This window comes from Denitratisoma sp. (assembly GCA_032027165.1).
Lineage (GTDB): Bacteria > Pseudomonadota > Gammaproteobacteria > Burkholderiales > Rhodocyclaceae > Desulfobacillus.
The window spans coordinates 2,478,717-2,499,602 of sequence record JAVSMO010000001.1 but is presented as its reverse complement, the minus strand read 5'-3'; the positions used below and the strand labels follow the sequence as shown (position 1 = coordinate 2,499,602).

17 protein-coding genes are annotated in these 20,886 nt (G+C 65.8%); 15 read left to right on the top strand and 2 right to left on the bottom strand.

Annotation, left to right across the window (positions count from 1 at the left end):
• Positions 1-11 precede the first annotated feature (11 nt).
• The 6 genes from ROZ00_12170 to ROZ00_12145 all read left to right on the top strand — a co-directional run bounded on the left by ROZ00_12170 (position 12) and on the right by ROZ00_12145 (position 7,336).
• A complete protein-coding gene (locus ROZ00_12170) occupies positions 12-1,145 on the top strand; it encodes an HlyD family efflux transporter periplasmic adaptor subunit (protein ID MDT3736973.1) in 1,134 nt (377 codons plus the stop codon).
• Between the two features lie 2 nt (positions 1,146-1,147).
• Positions 1,148-4,252 (top strand): efflux RND transporter permease subunit, encoded by a 3,105-nt coding sequence (locus ROZ00_12165; GenBank protein MDT3736972.1) that lies wholly within the window; start codon positions 1,148-1,150, stop codon positions 4,250-4,252.
• A gap of 30 nt (positions 4,253-4,282) precedes the next feature.
• Positions 4,283-4,732, top strand: a complete 450-nt coding sequence (locus ROZ00_12160; protein ID MDT3736971.1) for a hypothetical protein — start codon at positions 4,283-4,285, stop codon at positions 4,730-4,732.
• Positions 4,733-4,764: 32 nt separating this feature from the next.
• Entirely contained in the window at positions 4,765-5,331 is a 567-nt protein-coding gene (locus ROZ00_12155) for a Spy/CpxP family protein refolding chaperone (GenBank protein ID MDT3736970.1), read from the top strand.
• A gap of 43 nt (positions 5,332-5,374) precedes the next feature.
• The gene (locus ROZ00_12150) at positions 5,375-5,782 is read left to right on the top strand and encodes a DUF411 domain-containing protein (GenBank protein ID MDT3736969.1); all 408 of its coding nucleotides are present in this window, start codon (positions 5,375-5,377) and stop codon (positions 5,780-5,782) included.
• Positions 5,783-5,851: 69 nt separating this feature from the next.
• A complete protein-coding gene (locus tag ROZ00_12145) occupies positions 5,852-7,336 on the top strand; it encodes a M48 family metalloprotease (GenBank protein ID MDT3736968.1) in 1,485 nt (494 codons plus the stop codon).
• 6 nt (positions 7,337-7,342) lie between these two features.
• On the opposite strand, the gene ROZ00_12140 is transcribed toward ROZ00_12145, so the two are convergent.
• Positions 7,343-8,116, bottom strand: coding sequence for a tetratricopeptide repeat protein (locus ROZ00_12140; GenBank protein ID MDT3736967.1), 774 nt, complete (start codon positions 8,114-8,116; stop codon positions 7,343-7,345).
• A gap of 186 nt (positions 8,117-8,302) precedes the next feature.
• Here ROZ00_12140 and ROZ00_12135 point away from each other — a divergent pair, with 186 nt between their 5' ends.
• The 3 genes from ROZ00_12135 to ROZ00_12125 all read left to right on the top strand — a co-directional run bounded on the left by ROZ00_12135 (position 8,303) and on the right by ROZ00_12125 (position 12,879).
• Positions 8,303-8,626, top strand: a complete 324-nt coding sequence (locus ROZ00_12135; protein ID MDT3736966.1) for a hypothetical protein — start codon at positions 8,303-8,305, stop codon at positions 8,624-8,626.
• Positions 8,623-9,471 (top strand): HDOD domain-containing protein, encoded by an 849-nt coding sequence (locus ROZ00_12130; protein ID MDT3736965.1) that lies wholly within the window; start codon positions 8,623-8,625, stop codon positions 9,469-9,471. Before ROZ00_12135 ends, ROZ00_12130 begins: the two co-directional genes overlap by 4 nt.
• A 153-nt stretch (positions 9,472-9,624) precedes the next feature.
• Positions 9,625-12,879 carry a methylmalonyl-CoA mutase family protein gene (locus tag ROZ00_12125; protein ID MDT3736964.1) on the top strand — a complete coding sequence of 1,085 codons (3,255 nt, stop codon included), beginning with the start codon at positions 9,625-9,627 and terminating at the stop codon, positions 12,877-12,879.
• Between the two features lie 13 nt (positions 12,880-12,892).
• On the opposite strand, the gene ROZ00_12120 is transcribed toward ROZ00_12125, so the two are convergent.
• Positions 12,893-13,567 carry a Crp/Fnr family transcriptional regulator gene (locus ROZ00_12120; GenBank protein ID MDT3736963.1) on the bottom strand — a complete coding sequence of 225 codons (675 nt, stop codon included), beginning with the start codon at positions 13,565-13,567 and terminating at the stop codon, positions 12,893-12,895.
• 209 nt (positions 13,568-13,776) lie between these two features.
• Between ROZ00_12120 and ROZ00_12115 the strand changes: the two genes are divergently transcribed.
• The 6 genes from ROZ00_12115 (at position 13,777) to ROZ00_12090 (ending at position 20,883) form a co-directional block, all read left to right on the top strand.
• Complete coding sequence (locus ROZ00_12115) at positions 13,777-15,741, top strand: AMP-binding protein (GenBank protein MDT3736962.1); 1,965 nt, start codon at positions 13,777-13,779, stop codon at positions 15,739-15,741.
• Positions 15,742-15,758: 17 nt separating this feature from the next.
• Positions 15,759-16,547 carry an ABC transporter ATP-binding protein gene (locus ROZ00_12110; GenBank protein ID MDT3736961.1) on the top strand — a complete coding sequence of 263 codons (789 nt, stop codon included), beginning with the start codon at positions 15,759-15,761 and terminating at the stop codon, positions 16,545-16,547.
• Positions 16,548-16,562: 15 nt separating this feature from the next.
• Positions 16,563-17,456, top strand: coding sequence for a branched-chain amino acid ABC transporter permease (locus ROZ00_12105; protein ID MDT3736960.1), 894 nt, complete (start codon positions 16,563-16,565; stop codon positions 17,454-17,456).
• 18 nt (positions 17,457-17,474) lie between these two features.
• Positions 17,475-18,566 carry a branched-chain amino acid ABC transporter permease gene (locus ROZ00_12100; GenBank protein MDT3736959.1) on the top strand — a complete coding sequence of 364 codons (1,092 nt, stop codon included), beginning with the start codon at positions 17,475-17,477 and terminating at the stop codon, positions 18,564-18,566.
• A gap of 79 nt (positions 18,567-18,645) precedes the next feature.
• The gene (locus ROZ00_12095) at positions 18,646-19,956 is read left to right on the top strand and encodes an ABC transporter substrate-binding protein (GenBank protein MDT3736958.1); all 1,311 of its coding nucleotides are present in this window, start codon (positions 18,646-18,648) and stop codon (positions 19,954-19,956) included.
• A 96-nt stretch (positions 19,957-20,052) separates the two neighbouring features.
• Complete coding sequence (locus ROZ00_12090) at positions 20,053-20,883, top strand: ABC transporter ATP-binding protein (GenBank protein MDT3736957.1); 831 nt, start codon at positions 20,053-20,055, stop codon at positions 20,881-20,883.
• Positions 20,884-20,886: the final 3 nt, after the last annotated feature.

Here is a 20,886-nt window from a genome sequence, read left to right as displayed (position 1 = left end):
CGATGCCTCGAATGAATCTCGCGGCCGTCGTTACCGCCGCGTTATTGGGGCTTGCCGCCGGGCGCGCCATCGCACACGGAGGCGAGGATCACAGCCAGGACAAGAAGCCCGCCGCCAAGACCGCTGCGGCCGGGACGCTGCCCGCCGAAGCGACTGCGGCGCAGCGCCTGCCCGACGGCAGCCTGTTCGTGCCGAAGACCGTGCAGCGCCAGCTCGGCCTGCGCCATGTGCTGGCGGAAGTCGGCGAGCTGGCGGCCACCGTCGAGTTCAACGGCAGGGTCATCGCCGATCCGAGCGCCGGAGGCCGCATCCAGGCGACCCAGGCCGGTCGCATCGAGGCCGCCCCCGGCGGGCTGCCGACGCTGGGGCAGAAGGTGGCCAAGGGGCAGCTGCTGGCATACCTTCGTCCCGTGGCGAGCAGCATCGAACGCGGCAACCAGCAGGCGCAGCTTGCCGAGATCGACGCACAGCTCGCGATCGCCGAACGCAAGCTGGCCCGCTACGAGCAGCTCGAGGGCGCCGTCGCCAGATCCGCCATCGAGACGGCACGCTTCGAGGCCGAGGCACTGAGGAAGCGCCGCGCCGCCGTCGGCGCCAGTATCGGGGCGCCTGAAGCCTTGCGCGCGCCGGTATCCGGCGTGATCGGCGCCGCCAGCGTCGTGGTCGGCCAGGTGGTCGAGGCGAAAGAGATTCTCTTCGAGGTGATCGATCCCGCACGCCTCGCGGTGGAGGCGTTGGCCTACGACGCGGCGCTGGTCGAGGGCATCGCGCGTGCCTCGGCGCCGCTGCCCGGCGGGACGCTGGAACTGGCGTTCGTCGGCGGCGGCCGCCAGCTGCGCGAGCAGGCGCTGCCGCTGCTGTTCCGCGTCAAGTCGGCCAACGCGCCCGTCGCCGTCGGCCAGCCGCTCAAGGTGATCGCCCAGACCTCGCGCACCGTTAAGGGCGCCGCAATGCCACAGGCCGCGCTGGTGAAAGTCAGTGCCGGCGAGACGGCGGTATGGGTGCGCGACGGCGCCGAGCGCTTCGTCTTGCGCAGGGTCGGCGTGGCCCCGCTCGATGCGGACCGCGTTGCGGTAGTCAAAGGGATTCAAGACGGCGAACGCGTCGTCACGGAAGGCGCTGGCCTGTTGGCCCAGGTGCGCTGATCATGTTCGACGCCATCATCAACACGAGCCTGAAGCAGCGGCTCATCGTCCTCGGCGTGTCGCTGCTGCTGGTGATCTACGGCGCACTCACCGTGCGCCAGATGCCGGTCGACGTCTTTCCCGACCTCAACAAGCCGACCGTGACGCTGATGACCGAGGCCGGCGGCATGGCGCCGGAGGAGGTCGAGCAGCTGATCACGTTCCCCATCGAGTCGAGCATGAACGGCATGCCCGGGGTAACCCGCGTGCGCTCCGTATCCGGCGTCGGCTTGTCCATCGTCTATGTCGAATTCGAGTGGGGCTCGGACATCTACCGCAACCGCCAGCAGATCAGCGAGCGCCTCAACCTGGTGCGCGAGCAGTTGCCCGAAGGCATCGTGCCGCAACTCGGGCCCATCTCCTCGATCATGGGGGAGATCCTGCTCATCGCCCTGCCGGCCGATCCGGCCAAGGCGAGCCCGATGCAGGTGCGCGAGTACGCCGACTGGGTAATGCGGCCGCGCCTGCTGACCATCCCCGGCGTGGCCCAGGTGATCCCGATCGGCGGCGAGCTGAGGCAATACCGCGTCGAGCTCAAGCCGGCGCAGCTGGCGGCACTGGGCATCGAACGTGAGCGGCTGGAGTCGGCGCTGAAAGATTTCGGCGCCAACACCAGCGGCGGATTTCTCGAGGCGCAGGGACGCGAATACCTGATCCGCCAGATCGGCCGCACCAGCCGCCTCGAGGACCTGCAGAACCTGGTGGTGGCCATGAAGAATGGCCAGCCCATCCTGTTGAAACAGCTTGCCGAAGTGAAGCTGGCGTCCGCCATCAAGCGCGGCGATGCCGGCTACAACGCCAAGCCGGCAGTCATCCTCTCGGTGCAGAAGCAGCCTGCCGCCGACAGCGTACGACTGACGCGCGAGGTCGAACGGGCGTTGGCCGAGCTCGAAAGGGGGCGGCCTGCCGGCATCGAGGCGCCGCAGTTCCTCTTCAAGCAGGCAGACTTCATCGAACACTCGGTAAGCAACGTCGAGGAGGCGCTGCGCGACGGCGCCATCCTGGTGGCGGTGATCCTGTTCCTGTTCCTGCTCAACGTGCGCACCACGCTGATCTCGCTCACGGCCATCCCGCTCTCGCTGTTGGTGACGGCGCTTGTGTTCCGCTATTTCGGCCTGTCGATCAACACCATGACGCTGGGGGGGCTCGCCATCGCCATCGGCGAGCTGGTGGACGACGCGGTGGTCGGCGTCGAGAACGTGCTGCGCCGGCTCAAACTCAACCGCGCTCACCACGAGCCGCGGCCGGTGGCGGAGGTGATCGCCGCAGCGACTCTGGAAGTGCGCTCGGCCATCGTCTACGCCACCTTCATCATCGTCCTGGTGTTCGTGCCGCTGTTCGTCCTGCCCGGCATCGAGGGGCGCCTGTTCACGCCGCTCGGCGTGGCCTACATCGTCTCCATCCTCGCCAGCATGATCGTCTCGGTCACCGTCACGCCGGTGCTGGCGTATTACCTGCTGCCCCGCATGAAGCAGCTGCATGCCGGCGACAGCCCGCTGGTGACCCGCCTCAAGCGCTGGGACGCGAAGCTGCTGCACTGGTCCTTCACCCGCAGCCGAACCCTGCTTGCCGGCGCCCTGGTCGCGGTGGCCGCCGCTGCCGCCAGCATTCCCTTCTTCCCGCGCTCGTTCCTGCCGCCCTTCAACGAGGGCACGCTGACCATCAACGTCCTGCTCAATCCCGGCACATCGCTCGCCGAGTCGAACCGCATCGGCGCGGCCGCCGAAGCCCTAGTCGCGCAGGTGCCCGAGGTGATCCAGGTCGGCCGCCGCACCGGCCGCGCCGAACTCGACGAACACGCCGAGGGCGTGCATTACACCGAGATGGACGTCGACCTGAAGCCTTCCGAGCGTAGCCGCGAGGCGATCATCGGCGACATCCGGGCGCGGCTTGCCGTGCTGCCGGCATCGAGCAGCGTCGGCCAGCCCATCTCGCATCGCCTCGACCATCTGCTCTCCGGCGTGCGCGCACAAATCGCGCTGAAGGTGTACGGCGACGACCTCGACACCCTGCGCGGACTGGCTTCCGATCTGCGTGCGCGCCTGGCGAGGATACCGGGCGTCACCGACCTGGCGGTCGAGAAGCAGGTGCTCATCCCGCAGATCAAGATCCGCCTCGATTACGAGCAGGCGGCGCGCTACGGCGTGGCGCCGGGCGCGCTGCTGCGTTCGCTGGAGCAGATGATCGAGGGCGAGCGCATCACCCAGGTCGTCGAGGGCAGCAAACGTTTCGACCTCGTCGTGCGCCTGCCCGAGAGCGACCGCGGCTTGCAGGCGCTCTCCGGCCTGCTCATCGAGACGCCGGGCGGCCCGGTGCCGCTGGCGCGCCTGGCGGCTATCGAGGACGGCGAGGGGCCGAACCAGGTCAGCCGGGAGAATGCACGCCGCCGCATCGTCATCTCCGCCAACACCGACGGCCGCGACATGTCGAAGGTGATCGCCGACATCCGCGCCGAGCTCGCCGCGCGGCCGATGCCGGAGGGCTACTTCACCGCGCTGGAGGGCCAGTTTCAGGCGCAGGAGGACGCGGCGCGCCTGATCGCCCTGCTGGCGGCGGTTTCGCTGACCATGATTTTCCTCGTCCTCTACAGCCGCTACCGCTCGGCGGCGCTCACCGCGATCATCATGGGCAACATCCCGCTGGCGCTGGTCGGTAGCGTCGTCGCCCTGTGGATCTCCGGCCAGCCGCTCTCTGTGGCGGCGCTGGTCGGCTTCATCACGCTGACCGGCATCGCCACGCGCAACGGCATCCTGAAAATCAGCCATTACATCAACCTGTGCGCCTTCGAGGGCGAGCAGTTCGGCGACCGCATGATCGTGCGGGGCTCGCTGGAGCGCCTCACCCCCGTGTTGATGACGGCGCTGGTGGCGGCCTTCGCCCTGGTGCCGCTGCTGGTCTCGGCCGATGCGCCGGGCAAGGAAGTGCTGCATCCGGTGGCGGTGGTGATCTTCGGCGGCCTGGTCAGCTCGACGCTGCTGGATACGCTGCTGACGCCGGTGATGTTCCGCCTGTGGGGAGAGAAGCCCTTGCAGCGGCTGTTGGCATTGAAGGATCAACAAAGTTTCTGAACCCCGTGGTCTATTGTGAAAGGAGATTAAATGAAACACCTCAAGACGACCGCCGTCCTGCTGGGACTGACTTTTGCGGCGGGCGCCGTTCTGGCCCACGACGACGCTTATCTCGACACGCAGAAGGCGCCCAACGGCGGCCAACTGCGCATGGCCGGGCCGTATCACTACGAGCTGGTGGTAGTGAAGGACAGTAAGGAAGCGAAGGAAAATCCGGTCTTGGTATATGTAACAGACCATGCAGGCAACAAGGTTTCCAGCGCTGGTGCGGCTGGGACGGCTACTCTGCTGTCTGGGAAACTAAAGGCTTCGGCTACGCTCAAACCGGACGGCGACAACCGGCTGAAGGGGTTTGCCAAATATCCCTCGACTGCCGACATGAAAGTGGTGGTTTCGCTGGCCTTCCCGGGCAAGTCGGCGGAGCAGGCACGCTTTACTCCGCTGGCCGCGCCGGCCAAGCAGGCGCACGGCGGCCACTGACTGTGTCAACCTCGACTAGGAAGGAGAGACCGATGAGCACGATTCGCAAAGTAGCAGCGGTTGTAATGGTGGCGGGCATGGCTTTGCCCGGGCTGGCGATGGCCGACCCTTCGCGAGGCGGCATGATGGGCGGCTACGGCGGCATGGGCCCCGGCATGATGGGGGGGCAGTACGGTCCAGGGATGATGGGGGGGCAGTACGGTCCAGGGATGATGGGGGGCGGCTATGGCCACGGCATGATGGGAGGCTACGGTCCCGGCATGATGGGCGCGCAGGGCGGCCTCTTCGGCATCGAGCTCGACGACAAGCAGCGCAAGTCCGTCAACGCCATACAGGACGAGCTGCGCCGCAAGCGCTGGGAGCTGATGGGGCGCACGATGGACGAGCAGAGCAGGCTGCGCGACTTGTACGACGCGGAAAAGCGCGACCCCAAGGCGATCGGGGCCGCCTACCAGCGGATTTTCGACTTGCGCCGCCAGATGATCGAGGCGACGGTCGCCGCGCACAACCGCATCGAGGAACAATTGACCCCGGAGCAGCGCAAGACGGCACGCGATTACTGGGGGCGGAGTTGGCGCGGCCGCATGATGGGAAATTGACGCTATGGGGAAGACATTGCGAGCCGCCGTTGCCCTTGCGGCAATGCTAGCCGCCTTCGGTGCCGGCGCCGAGCCGCTGCCGGAGGTGGTGATGCACAAGGACCCGAACTGCGGCTGCTGCGGGAAGTGGGCCGAGCATCTGGAGGCGAACGGTTTCCGCGTGAAGACCGTGATGGAACGCGACATGCAGGCGGTGAAGGGACGCTTCGGCGTGCCGCAGCGGCTGGCTTCCTGCCACACGGCGAAAGTGGGGGGCTATGTCATCGAGGGCCACGTGCCGGCCTCGGCGATCAAGAGGCTGTTGCGCGAGAAGCCGGCTGTGACGGGACTGTCGGCGCCGGGCATGCCGTCCGGCTCGCCCGGCATGGAAGTGCCGGGCCGGAAAGACCCCTACGACGTGGTCTCCTTCGACGGCGCCGGGCGCAGCCGCATCTTCGAGCGCTACCGCTGAGCGCCAGTCGCATGGTTAAATCTGCGCTGGCGGATATTCCGCCAGCCGATCCACTCGAGGAGGGATGTCATGCACTTCGGAGTGCCGCTGATCGCCCTTGCCGCCGCGTTGCTGGCCGGCTGCGCAACCGTGACGAACCCGGTCACCGGGCAGCGCGAACTGACCGTCATGGACGAGCGCAGCGAGATCGCCGAAGGCCGCAAGGCGCACGAGGAGGTGTTGCAGGATTACGGCGTCTACGCCGACCCGCGCCTGCAGGCCTACGTGAATGAGCTGGGCCAGCGCCTGGCGAAGCAGTCCCACCGCAAGAACCTGGAGTGGCATTTCACGGTGCTGGACAGCCCGGAGGTGAACGCCTTCGCGTTGCCCGGCGGCTATGTCTACGTCACCCGTGGCCTGATGGCCTACATGGAGAGCGAGGCCGACCTGGCCGGCGTCATCGGCCACGAGATCGGCCACGTTACCGCCCGTCATGGCGCCCAGCGTGCCACGCGCCAGCGGACGGCGGGCCTCGGCGTGCTGGCCGCCACCGTCCTCGGCGCCGTGCTCGAGGTGAAGGGCGTGAGCGGCGCCACCGACATTGCCAGCACGCTGTCGCAGGGCGTGGCGGCCGGCTACATCGCCTCCTACAGCCGCGATCAGGAAACGCAGGCCGACCAGCTCGGCGCGGAATACTTGGCGCGCAACAACTACGATCCGAAGAACATGATCGATGTCATCCGCGTGCTGAAGAGCCAGGAGCAATACGTCTCCGACACCGCGCGCGCCGAGGGGCGCACGCCGACGGCCGGCGCGGGATGGCTGGCCTCGCACCCGAGCAACGACAAGCGCCTGCAGGACATCGCCCGGTTCGCCGCACAGTACAAGGGCAAGTACGGCGACGAGGGCCGCGCCCGCTACCTGCAGGCCATCGACGGCATGGCCTTCGGCGAGAGCCGCGAGCAGGGCGTCACGCGCGGACGGAACTTCTACCATGAGCCGCTCGGCATCGTGCTGACCGCGCCGGAGGGTTGGCGCGTGCAGAATTCTCATGAGGCAGTGGCGCTGGTGAATAGCGCCGGGGATGCCGGCCTGGTCGTGCAGGTGGTGCCGCCGAAGGCCGGCAATTCCCACGACGAGATCATCCGCAATGTCTTCCGGCTGGAGCAAGGGCGTACCGAGCGGCTGGCATTGGGCGGTTTTCCCGCCACCCACTTCGCCGGCATTGCCCGCAACCGGCAGGGACAGGCGCAGGCGGTCGAGGCGACCGTGGCGACCGGACCCGCCAACCGGTATTTCCTGCTGTTCTACGGCGCCCGTGATGCGCAGGCGCTTGCCCGCGCCCGCGGCCAGTTGCGGCAGGCGGAGGCCTCGTTCCGCGCCTTCACTGCGGCGGACCGGGCGGCGGCGCGCCCCTGGGCGCTGAAGACGGCGCCCTACCGGCGCGGCGCGTTCGGGCAGCTGGCGCGGCAGTCGCCGCTGGGCGGCAACGCCGAGGCGCAGCTGCGCCTGCTCAACGGCGTCTATGCCGGCGGGGAGCCGCCGGCCGGACAGCCGATCAAGGTGGTGGAGTAGGCGGGGTCAGCGCCGCAGCATGTAGCGCAGCGCCTCCTCCTGGCGCGGATCGAGCTGCAGCACCTGCCTGAAGGCGTCCAGCGCCTTGCCCCGGTCGCCGGTTTCCCAGTAGGCCTTGGCAATGTTCAGGTAGGCCTGCAGGTTCCTTGCGTCGTACTTGAGGTACTCCCTGAGCAGGTCGATCGACTCGCGGTGCCTGCCGCTGGCGAAGGCCTGCACGCCGCCGTCGAGGAGCTGGCGGACCAGCTCCTGGCGTTCCGCACCGCCGCCGGCGGCCAGCCCCTGGGCGAAGGCGCCGAGCGCCTGGCGGAAATCCTTCTGGCCGAGGTAGGCCTTGCCGACGTTGAGCCAGGCCTGGGTACTGCCGGGCTCGAGCTTGAGGTATTCGACGAAGAGGTTCACCGACTCGGCGAAGCGGCCGTTCTTCAGCGCATCGGCGCCGCCGCCGAAGAGGGCCTGGACGAACACCGGCAGCGTTTCCTTGTCCTTCGGCGCGAGCTCGAAAGCCTTGCGGCCGTTGGCGATGGCGTCGCCCCAGTTGCCCTTGGCGATGAAGGCGCGCGCCGCCCACAGGTAGGCCTGCCAGTAGGCGGGATCCTTGCCGATGACGATGACGAACTTGTCGATGGCCGCGTCGTATTTCTTTTCCGAATAAAGCTGCTGGCCTTCCTTCATCAGGCCGTCGATCTCGCTTTGCAGGGTCAGGCCGGCGCAGGCGGCGAGCAGGGTCGCAACCAACAGCAGCAGGGTCAGCCGGGTAAGCAGCAGCTTGGCAGTCATTGCTTGCTCCTCGTGTCGGAGTGGGGTAATAGGCATCATAGCCCTATGGCTTTCGCCAACCAAGGCGAGGTCAAGTTATGGCCGCATCCTGCCGATAAACCCATATGAAAGATGCTAAAAAGAATATGGGTTTGCCGCCTTTGCCAGCCGGACGAATGCTGGCGGGGTCTCATCGGAGGAGGCGCCATGAAAACGCGTCGGCTGGTCGTGCCGATCCAGGAAGCGCAAGCGGGCATGCGGCTTGCCGAGGAGGTGCGCAATGCCGCCGGTGCCGTATTGCTGACCGCCGGGACTGAACTCGACGATGCCGTCCTGGCCGGCTTGTGCCGGCGCGGCGTCGAGTGCATTGTCGTGGACAGGCCCGATCCGCGCTCCGAAGCCGAGATCGCCGATGAACTGGCGCGCATGGAAGCGCGCGTCCAGCACCTCTTCCATCGTCATCGCGGCAATCCGGAAATGCAGTCGCTGATGCAGGCCGTCCTCGACTACCGGCGGAAGGCTTTGGCATGAGCCCTGTCCTGAGCCGCGAAACCGTGCTGTCCCGGATCGCCGATCTGCCGGCGCTGCCGGCCGTGGTGGGCGACATTCTCGGCGCCATCGAGGACGAAACCGAGACCGTCGAACGGCTGGTCGGCCGCGTCAATGCCGATCCGGTCCTGGTTGCGCGCATTCTCGGTGCCGCGAATGCCGCCGCGCAGGGAGGACGGCAGCGCATCGGCAGCCTCATGGATGCAATCACCCTGCTCGGCTTCAATCGCGTGCGCCAACTCGTCCTCATGACTGCGCTGGTGCGCCAGTTTCAGCCTTTGGCGCCGGGGTTCGATCCGACCGCCTTCTGGCGGCACAGCTTCGCCGTCGCGGCATGTGCCGGTGCGCTGGCGCGGGAAACCGCCTTCGACGAGGAACTGGCGTTCAACGCCGGCCTGCTGCACGACATCGGCCAGCTGCTGATCGTGGTTGCTTTCCCGCGCGAATTCGAGGAGATCCTTGCCCGCATGGCGGCGCTCGACACCGACACCGACACCGTCGAGGCCGAGCGCGAGGTCCTCGGCCTCGACCATGGACAGGTCGGCAGCATCCTGGCCGGATACTGGCGTCTTCCCGAGGCGTTCGTCGAGGCCATCGATGGCCACCACCAGCCGGATGTGACGAACTACGAGGCTTATTCGAACATCGTGCACGTCGCCGAAGTGCTGTCCTACGCCCTGGACATCGGCACGGTGCCGCGCAGCGTGGTGCCGGCGCTTTCGGACTTCGCCCGCGCCCACCTGGGCGTCTCCTGGCCGGCCGTGGCCGGACGGTTCGGCGAAATCGAAGCCAGGTATCGCGCCGCCTGCCTGGATTTCGGGTTTTGAATCGTGGCCATGCCCCTGCCGCGCCTTTTCGGGGGATTGTCGTCGTTGCGACAAACCCCTTGCTCGACAGACACTTGGCTGCGGGCCCAGGTTGACGTTGACGTCAACGTCAGATAGATTGCCCTTTCCCTACTCGCTGCCAGAGTGCCCGCCATGACCGATTTGAGCGTGAGCCAGAAGATCAGTCCCTACAAGCCGAAGCACAAGGTGCGCTTCGTCACCGCCGCCTCGCTCTTCGACGGCCACGATGCCTCGATCAACATCATGCGGCGCATCCTGCAGTCCACCGGCACCGAGGTGATCCACCTCGGCCACAACCGTTCGGTCGAGGAGATCGTCACCGCCGCGCTGCAGGAGGACGTGCAGGGCATCGCCGTCTCCTCCTACCAGGGCGGCCACGTCGAGTACTTCAAGTACATGGTGGATCTGCTGAGGCAGCGCGGCGGCGAGGGCATCAAGGTCTTCGGCGGCGGCGGCGGCGTCATCGTGCCGGCCGAGATCCGCGAGCTGCACGACTACGGCGTAGCGCACATCTACTCCGTCGAGGACGGCCAGAAGATGGGCCTGCAGGGCATGATCAACGACATGGTCGCCCATTGCGACTTCGACCTGACCCAGGCCGCCCCGCGTGACCTGAAGGCGATCGAATCCGGCGACCGCCGAGCGCTCGCCCGCCTGATGACCGCCTTGGAGAACGGCGCGGTGGACGACAAGCTGAAAAGTCAGTTGCTGCAGGACGGCGCCAAGGCCAAGGTGCCGACGCTCGGCATCACCGGCACCGGCGGCTCGGGCAAGTCGAGCCTCACCGACGAACTGATCCGCCGCCTGCGCCTCGACCAGGACGACAAGTTGAAGATCGCCGTGGTGGCGGTCGACCCCTCGCGCAAGCGCACCGGCGGCGCGCTGCTCGGCGACCGCATCCGCATGAACGCCATCGGCCACCCCAACGTCTTCATGCGCTCGCTGGCCACCCGCGACACCGGCTCGGAGATTTCCGCCGCGCTGCCGGAAGTCGTCGCGGCCTGCAAGCTGGCCGGCTTCGACCTCGTCGTCGTCGAGACCTCGGGCATCGGCCAGGGCGACGCCGCCATCGTGCCGCATGTGGACGCCTCGCTCTACGTCATGACCCCCGAGTTCGGCGCCGCCAGCCAGCTCGAGAAGATCGACATGCTGGATTTCGCCGACTTCGTCGCCATCAACAAGTTCGACCGCAAGGGCGCCGAGGATGCCTTCCGCGACGTGCGCAAGCAGGTGCAACGCAACCGAGAGCTGTTCGCCGTGCCGCTCGAGGAGATGCCGGTGTTCGGCACCATGGCGGCGCGCTTCAACGACGACGGCGTCACGGCGCTCTACCAGGCGCTGCTGGCGAAGCTGGTCGCGCTCGGCCTGAAAGCCGCGCCCGGCAAGCTGCCGAAAGTGGCGGTGAAGCAGTCCTCGCGCGGCCGCGCCATCGTGCCGGCCGAGCGCGTGCGCTACCTCGCCGACATCGCCGATTCGGTGCGCGGCTACCACAAACATACCGCCGAACAGGCGACCATTGCCCGCGAGCGGCAGAGCCTGCGCACGGCCAAGGCGCTGTTCGAGGGCTGCGGCAAGGATGCGGCACAGTTCGACGAGCTGATCGCCTGGAAGGACGGCCAGCTAGATCCGCGCGCCAGGAAGCTGCTCGAGATGTGGCCCGACATGCAGCGCGCCTACGCCGGCGACGAGTACGTGGTGAAGATCCGCGACAGGGAAGTGCGCACCGGTCTGGTCTACGAGAGCCTGTCCGGCACCAAGCTGCGCAAGGTGGTGCTGCCGAAGTTCGAGGACGAGGGCGAGACGCTGCGCTTCCTCATGAAGGAGAACGTGCCCGGCTCCTTCCCGTATACGGCGGGCGTGTTCGCCTTCAAGCGCGAGAACGAGGACCCGACGCGCATGTTCGCCGGCGAGGGCGACGCCTTCCGCACCAACCGCCGCTTCAAGAAGGTCTCCGAGGGCATGCCGGCGCACCGCCTGTCGACCGCCTTCGACTCGGTGACGCTCTACGGCTGCGACCCGGACCTGCGGCCGGACATCTACGGCAAGGTCGGCAACTCGGGCGTGTCGATTGCCACGCTCGACGACATGAAGGTGCTGTATTCCGGCTTCGACCTGGTCTGCCCGACCACCTCGGTGTCGATGACCATCAACGGCCCGGCGCCGGTGATCCTCGCCATGTTCTTCAACACGGCGCTCGACCAGCAGCTCGACCGGTTCCGCGCCGACAACAAGCGCGAGCCGACCGAGGACGAGGCCGACAAGATCCGCGAGTGGGTACTCTCCAGCGTGCGCGGCACGGTGCAGGCCGACATCCTCAAGGAGGACCAGGGCCAGAACACCTGCATCTTCTCCACCGAGTTCGCCCTCAAGATGATGGGCGACATCCAGGAGTACTTCGTCCATAACGACGTGAAGAACTTCTACTCGGTGTCGATCTCCGGCTACCACATCGCCGAGGCCGGGGCGAACCCGATCTCGCAGCTGGCCTTCACGCTGGCCAACGGCTTCACCTACGTGGAAACGTATCTCGCGCGCGGCATGCACATCGACGACTTCGCGCCGAACCTGTCCTTCTTCTTCAGCAACGGCATGGACCCGGAGTACACGGTGATCGGCCGCGTCGCCCGCCGCATCTGGGCGGTGGCGATGAAGAACCGCTACGGCGCCAACGAGCGCTCGCAAAAGCTCAAATACCACGTGCAGACCTCGGGCCGCTCGCTGCACGCCCAGGAGATGGCCTTCAACGACATCCGCACCACCCTTCAAGCGTTAATTGCCATCTACGACAACTGCAACTCGCTGCACACCAACGCCTACGACGAGGCCATCACCACGCCGACCGAGGAGTCGGTGCGCCGCGCCATGGCCATCCAGCTCGTCATCAATCGGGAATGGGGCCTGGCGAAGAACGAGAACCCGAACCAGGGCGCCTTCGTCATCGACGAGCTGACCGACCTGGTCGAGGAGGCCGTGCTGAAGGAATTCGAGGCGATTTCCTCGCGCGGCGGCGTGCTCGGCGCCATGGAGACCGGCTACCAGCGCGGCAAGATTCAGGAGGAGTCGCTCTACTACGAGCACCGCAAGCACGACGGCTCCTACCCGATCATCGGCGTGAATACCTTCCGCAACCCGAAAGGCGACGCCCAATACGAAATCGAGCTGGCGCGTTCGACGGAAGAAGAGAAACAGTCGCAACTGAAGCGGCTGGCCGATTTCCAGCAGCGCCATGCTGCCGAAGCGGGCCCGATGCTGGCGCGCCTGAAGCAGACGGCCATCGAGAACGGCAACGTCTTCGCGGTGCTGGTTGAGGCGGTGCGCTGCTGCTCGCTGGGCCAGATCACCCAGGCCCTCTTCGAGGTGGGTGGGCAATACCGCAGGAGCATGTGATTCATCGGCGCCGTCAGGCGCCGAAGTTCCGCAGGCCGTCGAGGTCGAGCACGGTGATGCCGCCATACTCGACGCGCAACAGGCCGGCCTTCTCCAGGGCCTTCAACGCCTGGTTGGCGCGCTGGCGCGAGAGGCCGGCCAGGTAGCCGATTTCCTCCTGCGAGATCTGCAGTTGCGGACCGATGCCAGGGTAGAGGTGGGGGTTGAACATGGCCGCCAGGCTGCGTGCCACGCGGGCGTCCGGCTCGAGCAGGCGATCGTATTCCACCATGGCGATGAACTGGCCCAGTCGTTCGTTCAGCTGTACCAGCAGGAAACGGTTGAATTCGATGCTGGTGTCGAGCAGCCGATTGAAAGTGGACTTCGGCATGTAGGCGACGTGGCTATTGCGCAGCGCAACAACGTCGTAGCGGCGCGGTTCATCCTTGAACAGCGAGCCTTCGCCGAACCAGCCGCCGGCAGGCAGGCCGGTGAAGGTGGTAGGCTTGCCGTCGGCCGACAGGTTGGTCATCTTCACCAGGCCGTCGATCACCCCGACCCAGTGTTCGACCGGCTCCCCCTTGCGGCAGACGAAGCCGCCCGCCGGGATCTGGCGGGTGACGATCTCGCTTTCGATCCGCCGCAACTGTTCGGGACTGAGGGAACGCGACCAGAGGCTGGCCTGCAGCATTTCGCCCAAGGTAAGCATGAAACGCAGTTTACAGGATTGTCTGTCGGATGACAGCGCGGGAGAGGGTGCTTCAGTAACCTAGCTCGTTTATCGGGTACTGGTCCCGAACAGCCGCCCGGTTTGACTCGGCGGTGCGTCCGATGGAGAATCATCGGCCGCTGCATTGAACAGAACAGCGCCGGGCGGATTGCCGTCCAAGGCGCCAGCGCAAGCAACAGGAGGAGTCCATGTCGGACAACGTTCGACTGTCGTCGCTCAGCACGTTTCCTCGCCTTCTGAAACATCACGCCCAGGTGCGGCCGAACCATCCGGCGACGCGCGAGAAGGACATGGGCATCTGGCAGACCTGGACCTGGTCGCAGGTGGCCGAGGAAGTGCGCGCCATGGCCTGCGGCCTCGCCGAGCTGGGCTTCAAGCGCGGCGACAACCTGGCCATCATCGGCGACAACCGTCCCCGCCTGTACTGGGCAATGTATGCCGCGCAATGTCTCGGCGGCGTGCCCGTCCCCCTGTACCAGGACGCCGTGGCGGCCGAAATGGTCTTCGTGCTGCAGGATGCCGGCATCAAGTTCGCCATCGTCGAGGACCAGGAGCAGGTCGACAAACTCCTCGAAAACATGTCGCAGTGCCCCGACCTGCAGCACATCCTTTACGATGACCCGCGCGGCCTGCGCCATTACAATCAGGCTTTCCTGCACGGCCTCGACGAGGTGCAGGAGATGGGGCGCATTCACAACAGCAACCACCCCGAGTTCCTCGACGGCGAGATCGAGCTGGGCAAGTCCGAGGACGTCGCCGTGATGCTGTACACCTCGGGCACCACCGGCAAGCCGAAAGGCGTCTGCCAGACTCATGGCGCCTTCATTGCGGCGGCGCAGAGCGGCTGCGAGTTCGACAAGCTCGGGCCCGACGACAACATCCTTTCCTATCTGCCGATGGCCTGGGTGGGCGACCACCTGTTCTCCTTCGCCCAGGCTGCGTATGCCGGCTTCACCATCAACTGCCCGGAGTCCGGCGACACGGTGATGACCGACATGCGCGAGATCGGCCCGAGCTACTACTTCGCGCCGCCGCGCGTGTTCGAGAACCTGCTGACCCAGGTGATGATCCGCATGGAGGATGCCGGCGCCCTCAAGCGCAACATGTTCCACTATTTCATGGGCGTGGCGCGTCGCTGCGGCGCCGAGATCCTCGACGGCAAGCCGGTGAGCGGTACGGACCGACTGCTCTATGCGCTCGGCAACCTGCTGGTGTACGGGCCGCTGCGCAACGTGCTCGGCATGAGCCGCATCCGCGTCGCCTACACGGCCGGCGCCGCCATCGGACCCGACCTGTTCCGCTTCTACCGCTCGATCGGCGTGAACCTCAAGCAGCTCTACGGCGCGACCGAGACCTGTGCCGCGGTCTGCCTGCAGCCGGACGGCCAGATCAAGTTCGACACCGTCGGCCCGCCGGCTCCCGGCGTCGAGGTGAAGATCGACGACTCGGGCGAAGTGCTGGTGCGCGGTGCGGTGATGCTCAAGGAATACTACAAGCGTCCGGACGCCACCGCCGAATCGATCGACGCCCAGGGCTATTTCCACACGGGCGACGCCGGCTTCTTCGACGAGGACGGCCACCTGAAGATCATCGACCGCGCCAAGGATGTCGGCAAGCTCGCCAGCGGCGCCATGTTCGCGCCCAACTACATCGAGAACAAGCTGAAGTTCTTCTCCCACATCAAGGAAGCGGTGGCTTTCGGCGACCGCAAGGACGAGGTGTGCGCCTTCATCAACATCGACATGGGCGCGGTCGGCAACTGGGCGGAGCGCCGCAACATCGCCTATTCGGGCTATACCGACCTGGCGCAGAAGCCCGAGGTGTACGAACTGATCCGGGAGTGCGTCGAGCAGGCCAACGCCGAACTGGCGCACGACGCCATGCTCTCCGACTCGCAGGTGCACCGCTTCCTGATCCTGCATAAGGAGCTCGACCCGGACGACGACGAGCTGACCCGCACGCGCAAGGTGCGGCGCGGCTTCATCGCGGAGAAGTACGGCGTGCTGATCGACGCCCTGTATTCCGGCAAGGCCACGCAGTTCATCGAAACCGAGGTCAAGTTCGAGGACGGGCGCAAGGGCAAGGTCAGCGCCGACCTGCGCATCATGGAAGCGAAGACCTTCCCGTCGCAGGCGGCGAAGAAGGCGGCATAAGGACACTTAGGGAAATCATGAGCGAAGGCAGGCAGATCGGCGAGGTGATCCTCGACCTGAAGAACATTTCGCTGCGTTTCGGCGGGGTCAAGGCGCTGACGGACATTTCCTTCGATGTGCGCGAGCATGAAGTTCGCGCCATCATCGGCCCCAACGGCGCCGGCAAGAGCTCGATGCTCAACGTCATCAATGGGGTTTACCGGCCGCAGGAAGGCGACATCGTCTTTCGCGGCAAGCACCACCGCGACATGAACACCTACGCTGCCGCCAAGGCCGGCATCGCGCGCACCTTCCAGAACATCGCGCTGTTCAAGGGCATGACGGTGCTCGACAACATCATGACCGGCCGCAACCTCAAGATGAAGTCCAACTTCCTGCTCGACGCCCTCTACTGGGGCCCGGCGCAGCGCGAGGAGATCGCCCACCGCAGGAAGGTCGAGGAGATCATCGACTTCCTCGAGATCCAGCACATCCGCAAGACGCCGGTCGGGCGCCTGCCCTACGGCCTGCAGAAGCGCGTCGAGCTGGGGCGGGCGCTGGCCGCGGAGCCGTCGATCCTGCTGCTCGACGAGCCGATGGCCGGCATGAACGTCGAGGAGAAGCAGGACATGTGCCGCTTCATCCTCGACGTCAACGACCAGCTCGGCACCACCATCGTGCTCATCGAGCACGACATGGGCGTGGTGATGGACATTTCCGACCGCGTCGTGGTGCTCGATTACGGCAGAAAGATCGCCGACGGCACGCCCGAAGAAGTGCGTTCCAACCAGGACGTCATCGACGCCTACCTCGGCGTCGCTCACTAAGCAAGGCGAACGAAGATGCAATTCTTCCTCGAAGTTCTCATCGGCGGCCTGCTCTCCGGCGTGATGTATGCGCTGGTGGCGCTCGGCTACGTGCTGATCTACAAGGCCTCCGGCGTGTTCAACTTCGCCCAGGGCGCCATGGTGTTCTTTGCCGCGCTGACCACCGTCGGCCTGGTCGACTCGGGCATGTCGTTGTGGCTGGCGGTGCCGCTCACCATGGTGGCGATGGTCGTGCTCGGCCTGCTGACGGAGAAGATCGTGCTGCGCCCGCTGGTGGCCCAGCACGAGATCACCCTGTTCATGGCCACCATCGGTCTGACCTTCTTTGTCGAGGGTCTGGCCCAGGCGATCTGGGGCGCCAATGTGCGCAGCCTGGACCTCGGCATCGAAGACGTGCCGCTGGAATGGCTGCTGGAAAACGCGAACATGGCCGTCTCCCAGTTCGACCTCATCGCCTCCGGCATCGCCGCGGTGCTGGTCACCCTGCTGGCGATCTTCTTCTCGAAGACCAAGATCGGCCGGGCCTTGCGTGCGGTGGCCGACGACCACCAGGCCGCGCTGTCGATCGGCATCCCGCTGCAGCACATCTGGGGCATCGTCTGGGCGGTCGCCGGCTTCGTGGCGCTGGTGGCCGGCCTGCTCTGGGGCGCGCGCAACGGCGTGCAGTTCGCCCTGACCTTCGTTGCCCTGAAGGCGCTGCCGGTGCTGATCCTCGGCGGCTTCACCAGCGTGCCCGGCGCCATCGTCGGCGGCCTGATCATCGGCGCCTCCGAGAAGCTGGCCGAGGTGTATATCGGCCCGCTCGTCGGCGGTGGCATCGAGGGCTGGTTCCCTTATGTGCTGGCGCTGCTGTTCCTGCTGGTGCGGCCCGAAGGACTCTTCGGCGAAAAGATCATTCGCCGCATCTGACGCGAGAAGACGGACACTATGCTCTACAGAGAAGCCGGCCAGTTCAAGGCCACCTACGCCGAAGACAGCCAGATCTTCCCGATCCGGCAGGACAAGATCGGCATCGCGATCATCCTCGCCGCCGCCTTTGCCGGCGTCCCGCTGCTCTCGGTGATGGGCATCCTCTCCGACTACTCTTTTACTGCCATCCTGACGCCTTTCCTCATTTTTTCGCTGGCGGCGCTCGGGCTGAACATCCTCACCGGTTATGCCGGCCAGCTGTCGCTCGGCACGGCGGCCTTCATGGCGGTGGGCGCCTTCGCCTCCTACAATTTCATGCTGCGCATCGACGGCATGCCGATCCTGGTGGCTTTCATCCTCGGCGGCCTGTGTGCAGCGGCGGTCGGCATCGTCTTCGGCCTGCCCAGCCTGCGCATCCGCGGCTTCTACCTGGCGGCGGCGACGCTGGCGACGCAGTTCTTCATCGTCTGGTGCCTGACCAAGGTGGGCTGGTTCACCAACTACAGCTCCTCCGGCGTGATCACCGCGCAGAAGATCCAGATGTTCGGCTACACCTTCGACACCGCCTTCAGCAAGTACCTGTTCGTCCTCTCCGTGGTGTGCGTGATGGCGCTGCTGGCAAAGAACATGGTGCGCACCAACGTCGGGCGTTCCTGGATGGCCATCCGCGACATGGACATGGCGGCCGAAGTGATCGGCTTCCGGCCGATGCGCACCAAGCTGATGGCCTTTGCGGTGAGTTCCTTTTACTGCGGCGTGGCCGGCGCGCTGTTCGCCTATGCCTACCTCGGCACCGTGGAGCCGGAGGGCTTCAACCTCGATCTGTCGTTCCGCATCCTGTTCATGGTCATCATCGGCGGGGTCGGCAGCATCCTCGGCTCCTTCTTCGGTTCGGCCTTCATCGTGCTTCTGCCGATCGGCTTGAACGTGTTCATCCATTTCCTGGAAACGTCGGTCGGCATCAACCTGCCGTCCGGCATTTCGTCGAGCATCGAGCTGATGGTGTTCGGCGCGCTGATCATCTTCTTCCTGATTGTCGAGCCGCACGGCCTCGCGCGACTGTGGCAGATCGGCAAGGAGAAGCTCAGGCTGTGGCCCTTCCCGCACTGAGTGATCCATGTTCTAATAAATCGTTGTTACTACAATAAGTTCGGAAGTTGGTTCGTTTCACACACACTGGAGGTAGACAATGAAGTTCATGAAAAAAGCATTGGTGGCGGCGGCCTTCGCGACAGCGGCGCTGTCTGCTTCCGCCCAGGAGCAGTTCTTCCCGGCTCTGTCCTACCGCGTCGGTCCGTATGCGGCAGGGGGATCCGGCTTCTTCGGCGGCGTCATCGACTACCTGAGCCTGATCAATGCCCAAGGGGGCATCAACGGCGTCAAGATGGCCTGGGAGGAGTGCGAGACCGAATACAACGCCACGCGCGGTGTCGAGTGCTATGAGCGCCTGAAGAAGGCCCGTGGCGGCGCCACCATGGTCGAGCCGTTGTCCACCGGCATCGCCTATGGCCTGCTCGACCGAGTCGCGCAGGACAAGATCCCGATGACGACCCTCGGCTACGGCCGCTCCGATGCCGCCGACGGCCGCGTCTTCCCCTTCGTCTTCCCGCTGATCACCAGCTACTGGAACCAGGCCGCCGGCATGATGAAATACTTGGGCGACAAGGAAGGCGGGCTCGACAAGCTGAAGGGCAAGAAGATCGTGCACCTGTATCACGACTCGGCCTACGGCAAGGAGCCGTTCGCGGTGTTCGAGGCCTACGCCAAGCAGTACGGCTTCGAGCTCATCAAGCTTGCCGTGCCGCATCCGGGCAACGAACAGCAGTCGCAGTGGCTGCAGATCCGCCAGGCCAAGCCGGACTACGTGATCCTTTGGGGCTGGGGCGTGATGAACGCCACGGCGCTGAAGACCGCCCAGCGCAACGGCTATCCGAGCGGGAAGATCCTCGGCGTGTGGTGGGCCGGCTCCGAGGAGGACGTGATCCCCGCTGGTTCCGCCGCCAATGGCTACACCACCATGACCTTCAACACGCCGGGCAACTATCCGCTGCTCGACGAAATCAAGAAGAAGGTCTATGCCGCAGGCAAGGGCAACCTCGAGGACAAGAGCCGCATCGGCTCCACCTACCACATGCGCGGCGTGACCGCGGCGATCCTGTGGGTCGAGGCCATCCGCAAGGCCCAGGAGAAGTACGGCAAGGGCAAGGTGATGACCTCGGAACAAGTGCGCTGGGGCTTCGAGAACCTCAACGTGGATGAGGCTCGCCTGAAGGCGCTCGGCGCGCTCGGCATGATGCCGCCGGTGAAGACCACCTGCCTCGACCACGAGGGCTCGGGCGCCGTCAAGGTGCAACGCTGGGACGGCAAGGCCTGGAAGGCCGTTACGCCGAACTGGGTGGTCGGCGACAAGGCCATGATCCGCAAGATGCAGGAAGAATCGGCTGCCAAGTACGCGGCGGAGAAGAAGATCACGCCGCGCGACTGCTCGAAGGAGGGCTGATAGCAACAGCCAACCCTCTCCCTCGCGGAGAGGGTTGGCGTGAGGGAGCGGGCAGACCTGTTCCCTGACGCCAACCCAGCAAGACTCAGTCTCGACATGACCGCGCACACCGCAACCCAGACGGCCCCGGCCTACCTGTCCGTCAACAACGTGGAAGTGATCTACGATCACGTCATCCTGGTGCTCAAGGGCGTCTCGCTGGACGTGCCGGAAGGCAAGATCGTGGCCCTGCTGGGTGCCAACGGCGCCGGCAAGAGCACCACGCTGAAGGCGATTTCCACCCTGCTCAAGGGCGAGCGCGGCGAGGTGACCAAAGGCTCGATCGCCTTCCGCGGCGAGCGCGTGGATCAGCTGACGCCGAACGAACTGGTGAAAAAGGGCATGGTGCAGGTGATGGAAGGCCGCCACTGCTTCGGCCACCTCACGGTCGAGGAGAACCTGCTCACCGGCGCCTATACGCGCAGCATTTCGCGCGCCGAGCTGAAGGAGAGCCTCGAGCGCGTCTACCATTATTTTCCGCGCCTGAAGACGCGCCGCAACAGCCAATCCGGCTACACCTCCGGTGGCGAGCAGCAGATGACCGCCATCGGCCGTGCGCTGATGGCCAAACCGACCATGATCCTGCTCGACGAGCCGTCGATGGGACTTGCGCCGCAGATCGTCGAGGAGATCTTCGAAATCGTGCGCGACCTCAACCAGCGCGAGAAGGTGAGCTTCCTCCTGGCCGAACAGAACACCATGGTGGCGCTGCGCTATGCCGACTTCGGCTACATCCTCGAGAACGGCCGCGTCGTCATGGAAGGGGATGCCAAGGAGCTTGCCGCCAACGAGGACGTCAAGGAGTTCTACCTCGGCCTGTCGTCCGGCGGCCGCAAGAGCTTCCGCGACGTCAAGCACTACCGCCGCCGCAAGCGCTGGCTCGCCTAACAG

What these genes read in the sequence shown, in the direction of transcription:
- ROZ00_12170 (MDT3736973.1), top strand. Translation starts at nt 12, where the DNA reads ATGAATCTCGCGGCCGTCGTTACCGCCGCGTTATTGGGGCTTGCCGCC.
- ROZ00_12165 (MDT3736972.1), top strand. Translation starts at nt 1,148, where the DNA reads ATGTTCGACGCCATCATCAACACGAGCCTGAAGCAGCGGCTCATCGTC.
- ROZ00_12160 (MDT3736971.1), top strand. Translation starts at nt 4,283, where the DNA reads ATGAAACACCTCAAGACGACCGCCGTCCTGCTGGGACTGACTTTTGCG.
- ROZ00_12155 (MDT3736970.1), top strand. Translation starts at nt 4,765, where the DNA reads ATGAGCACGATTCGCAAAGTAGCAGCGGTTGTAATGGTGGCGGGCATG.
- ROZ00_12150 (MDT3736969.1), top strand. Translation starts at nt 5,375, where the DNA reads ATGCTAGCCGCCTTCGGTGCCGGCGCCGAGCCGCTGCCGGAGGTGGTG.
- ROZ00_12145 (MDT3736968.1), top strand. Translation starts at nt 5,852, where the DNA reads ATGCACTTCGGAGTGCCGCTGATCGCCCTTGCCGCCGCGTTGCTGGCC.
- ROZ00_12140 (MDT3736967.1), bottom strand. Translation starts at nt 8,116, where the DNA reads ATGACTGCCAAGCTGCTGCTTACCCGGCTGACCCTGCTGCTGTTGGTT.
- ROZ00_12135 (MDT3736966.1), top strand. Translation starts at nt 8,303, where the DNA reads ATGAAAACGCGTCGGCTGGTCGTGCCGATCCAGGAAGCGCAAGCGGGC.
- ROZ00_12130 (MDT3736965.1), top strand. Translation starts at nt 8,623, where the DNA reads ATGAGCCCTGTCCTGAGCCGCGAAACCGTGCTGTCCCGGATCGCCGAT.
- ROZ00_12125 (MDT3736964.1), top strand. Translation starts at nt 9,625, where the DNA reads ATGACCGATTTGAGCGTGAGCCAGAAGATCAGTCCCTACAAGCCGAAG.
- ROZ00_12120 (MDT3736963.1), bottom strand. Translation starts at nt 13,567, where the DNA reads ATGCTTACCTTGGGCGAAATGCTGCAGGCCAGCCTCTGGTCGCGTTCC.
- ROZ00_12115 (MDT3736962.1), top strand. Translation starts at nt 13,777, where the DNA reads ATGTCGGACAACGTTCGACTGTCGTCGCTCAGCACGTTTCCTCGCCTT.
- ROZ00_12110 (MDT3736961.1), top strand. Translation starts at nt 15,759, where the DNA reads ATGAGCGAAGGCAGGCAGATCGGCGAGGTGATCCTCGACCTGAAGAAC.
- ROZ00_12105 (MDT3736960.1), top strand. Translation starts at nt 16,563, where the DNA reads ATGCAATTCTTCCTCGAAGTTCTCATCGGCGGCCTGCTCTCCGGCGTG.
- ROZ00_12100 (MDT3736959.1), top strand. Translation starts at nt 17,475, where the DNA reads ATGCTCTACAGAGAAGCCGGCCAGTTCAAGGCCACCTACGCCGAAGAC.
- ROZ00_12095 (MDT3736958.1), top strand. Translation starts at nt 18,646, where the DNA reads ATGAAGTTCATGAAAAAAGCATTGGTGGCGGCGGCCTTCGCGACAGCG.
- ROZ00_12090 (MDT3736957.1), top strand. Translation starts at nt 20,053, where the DNA reads ATGACCGCGCACACCGCAACCCAGACGGCCCCGGCCTACCTGTCCGTC.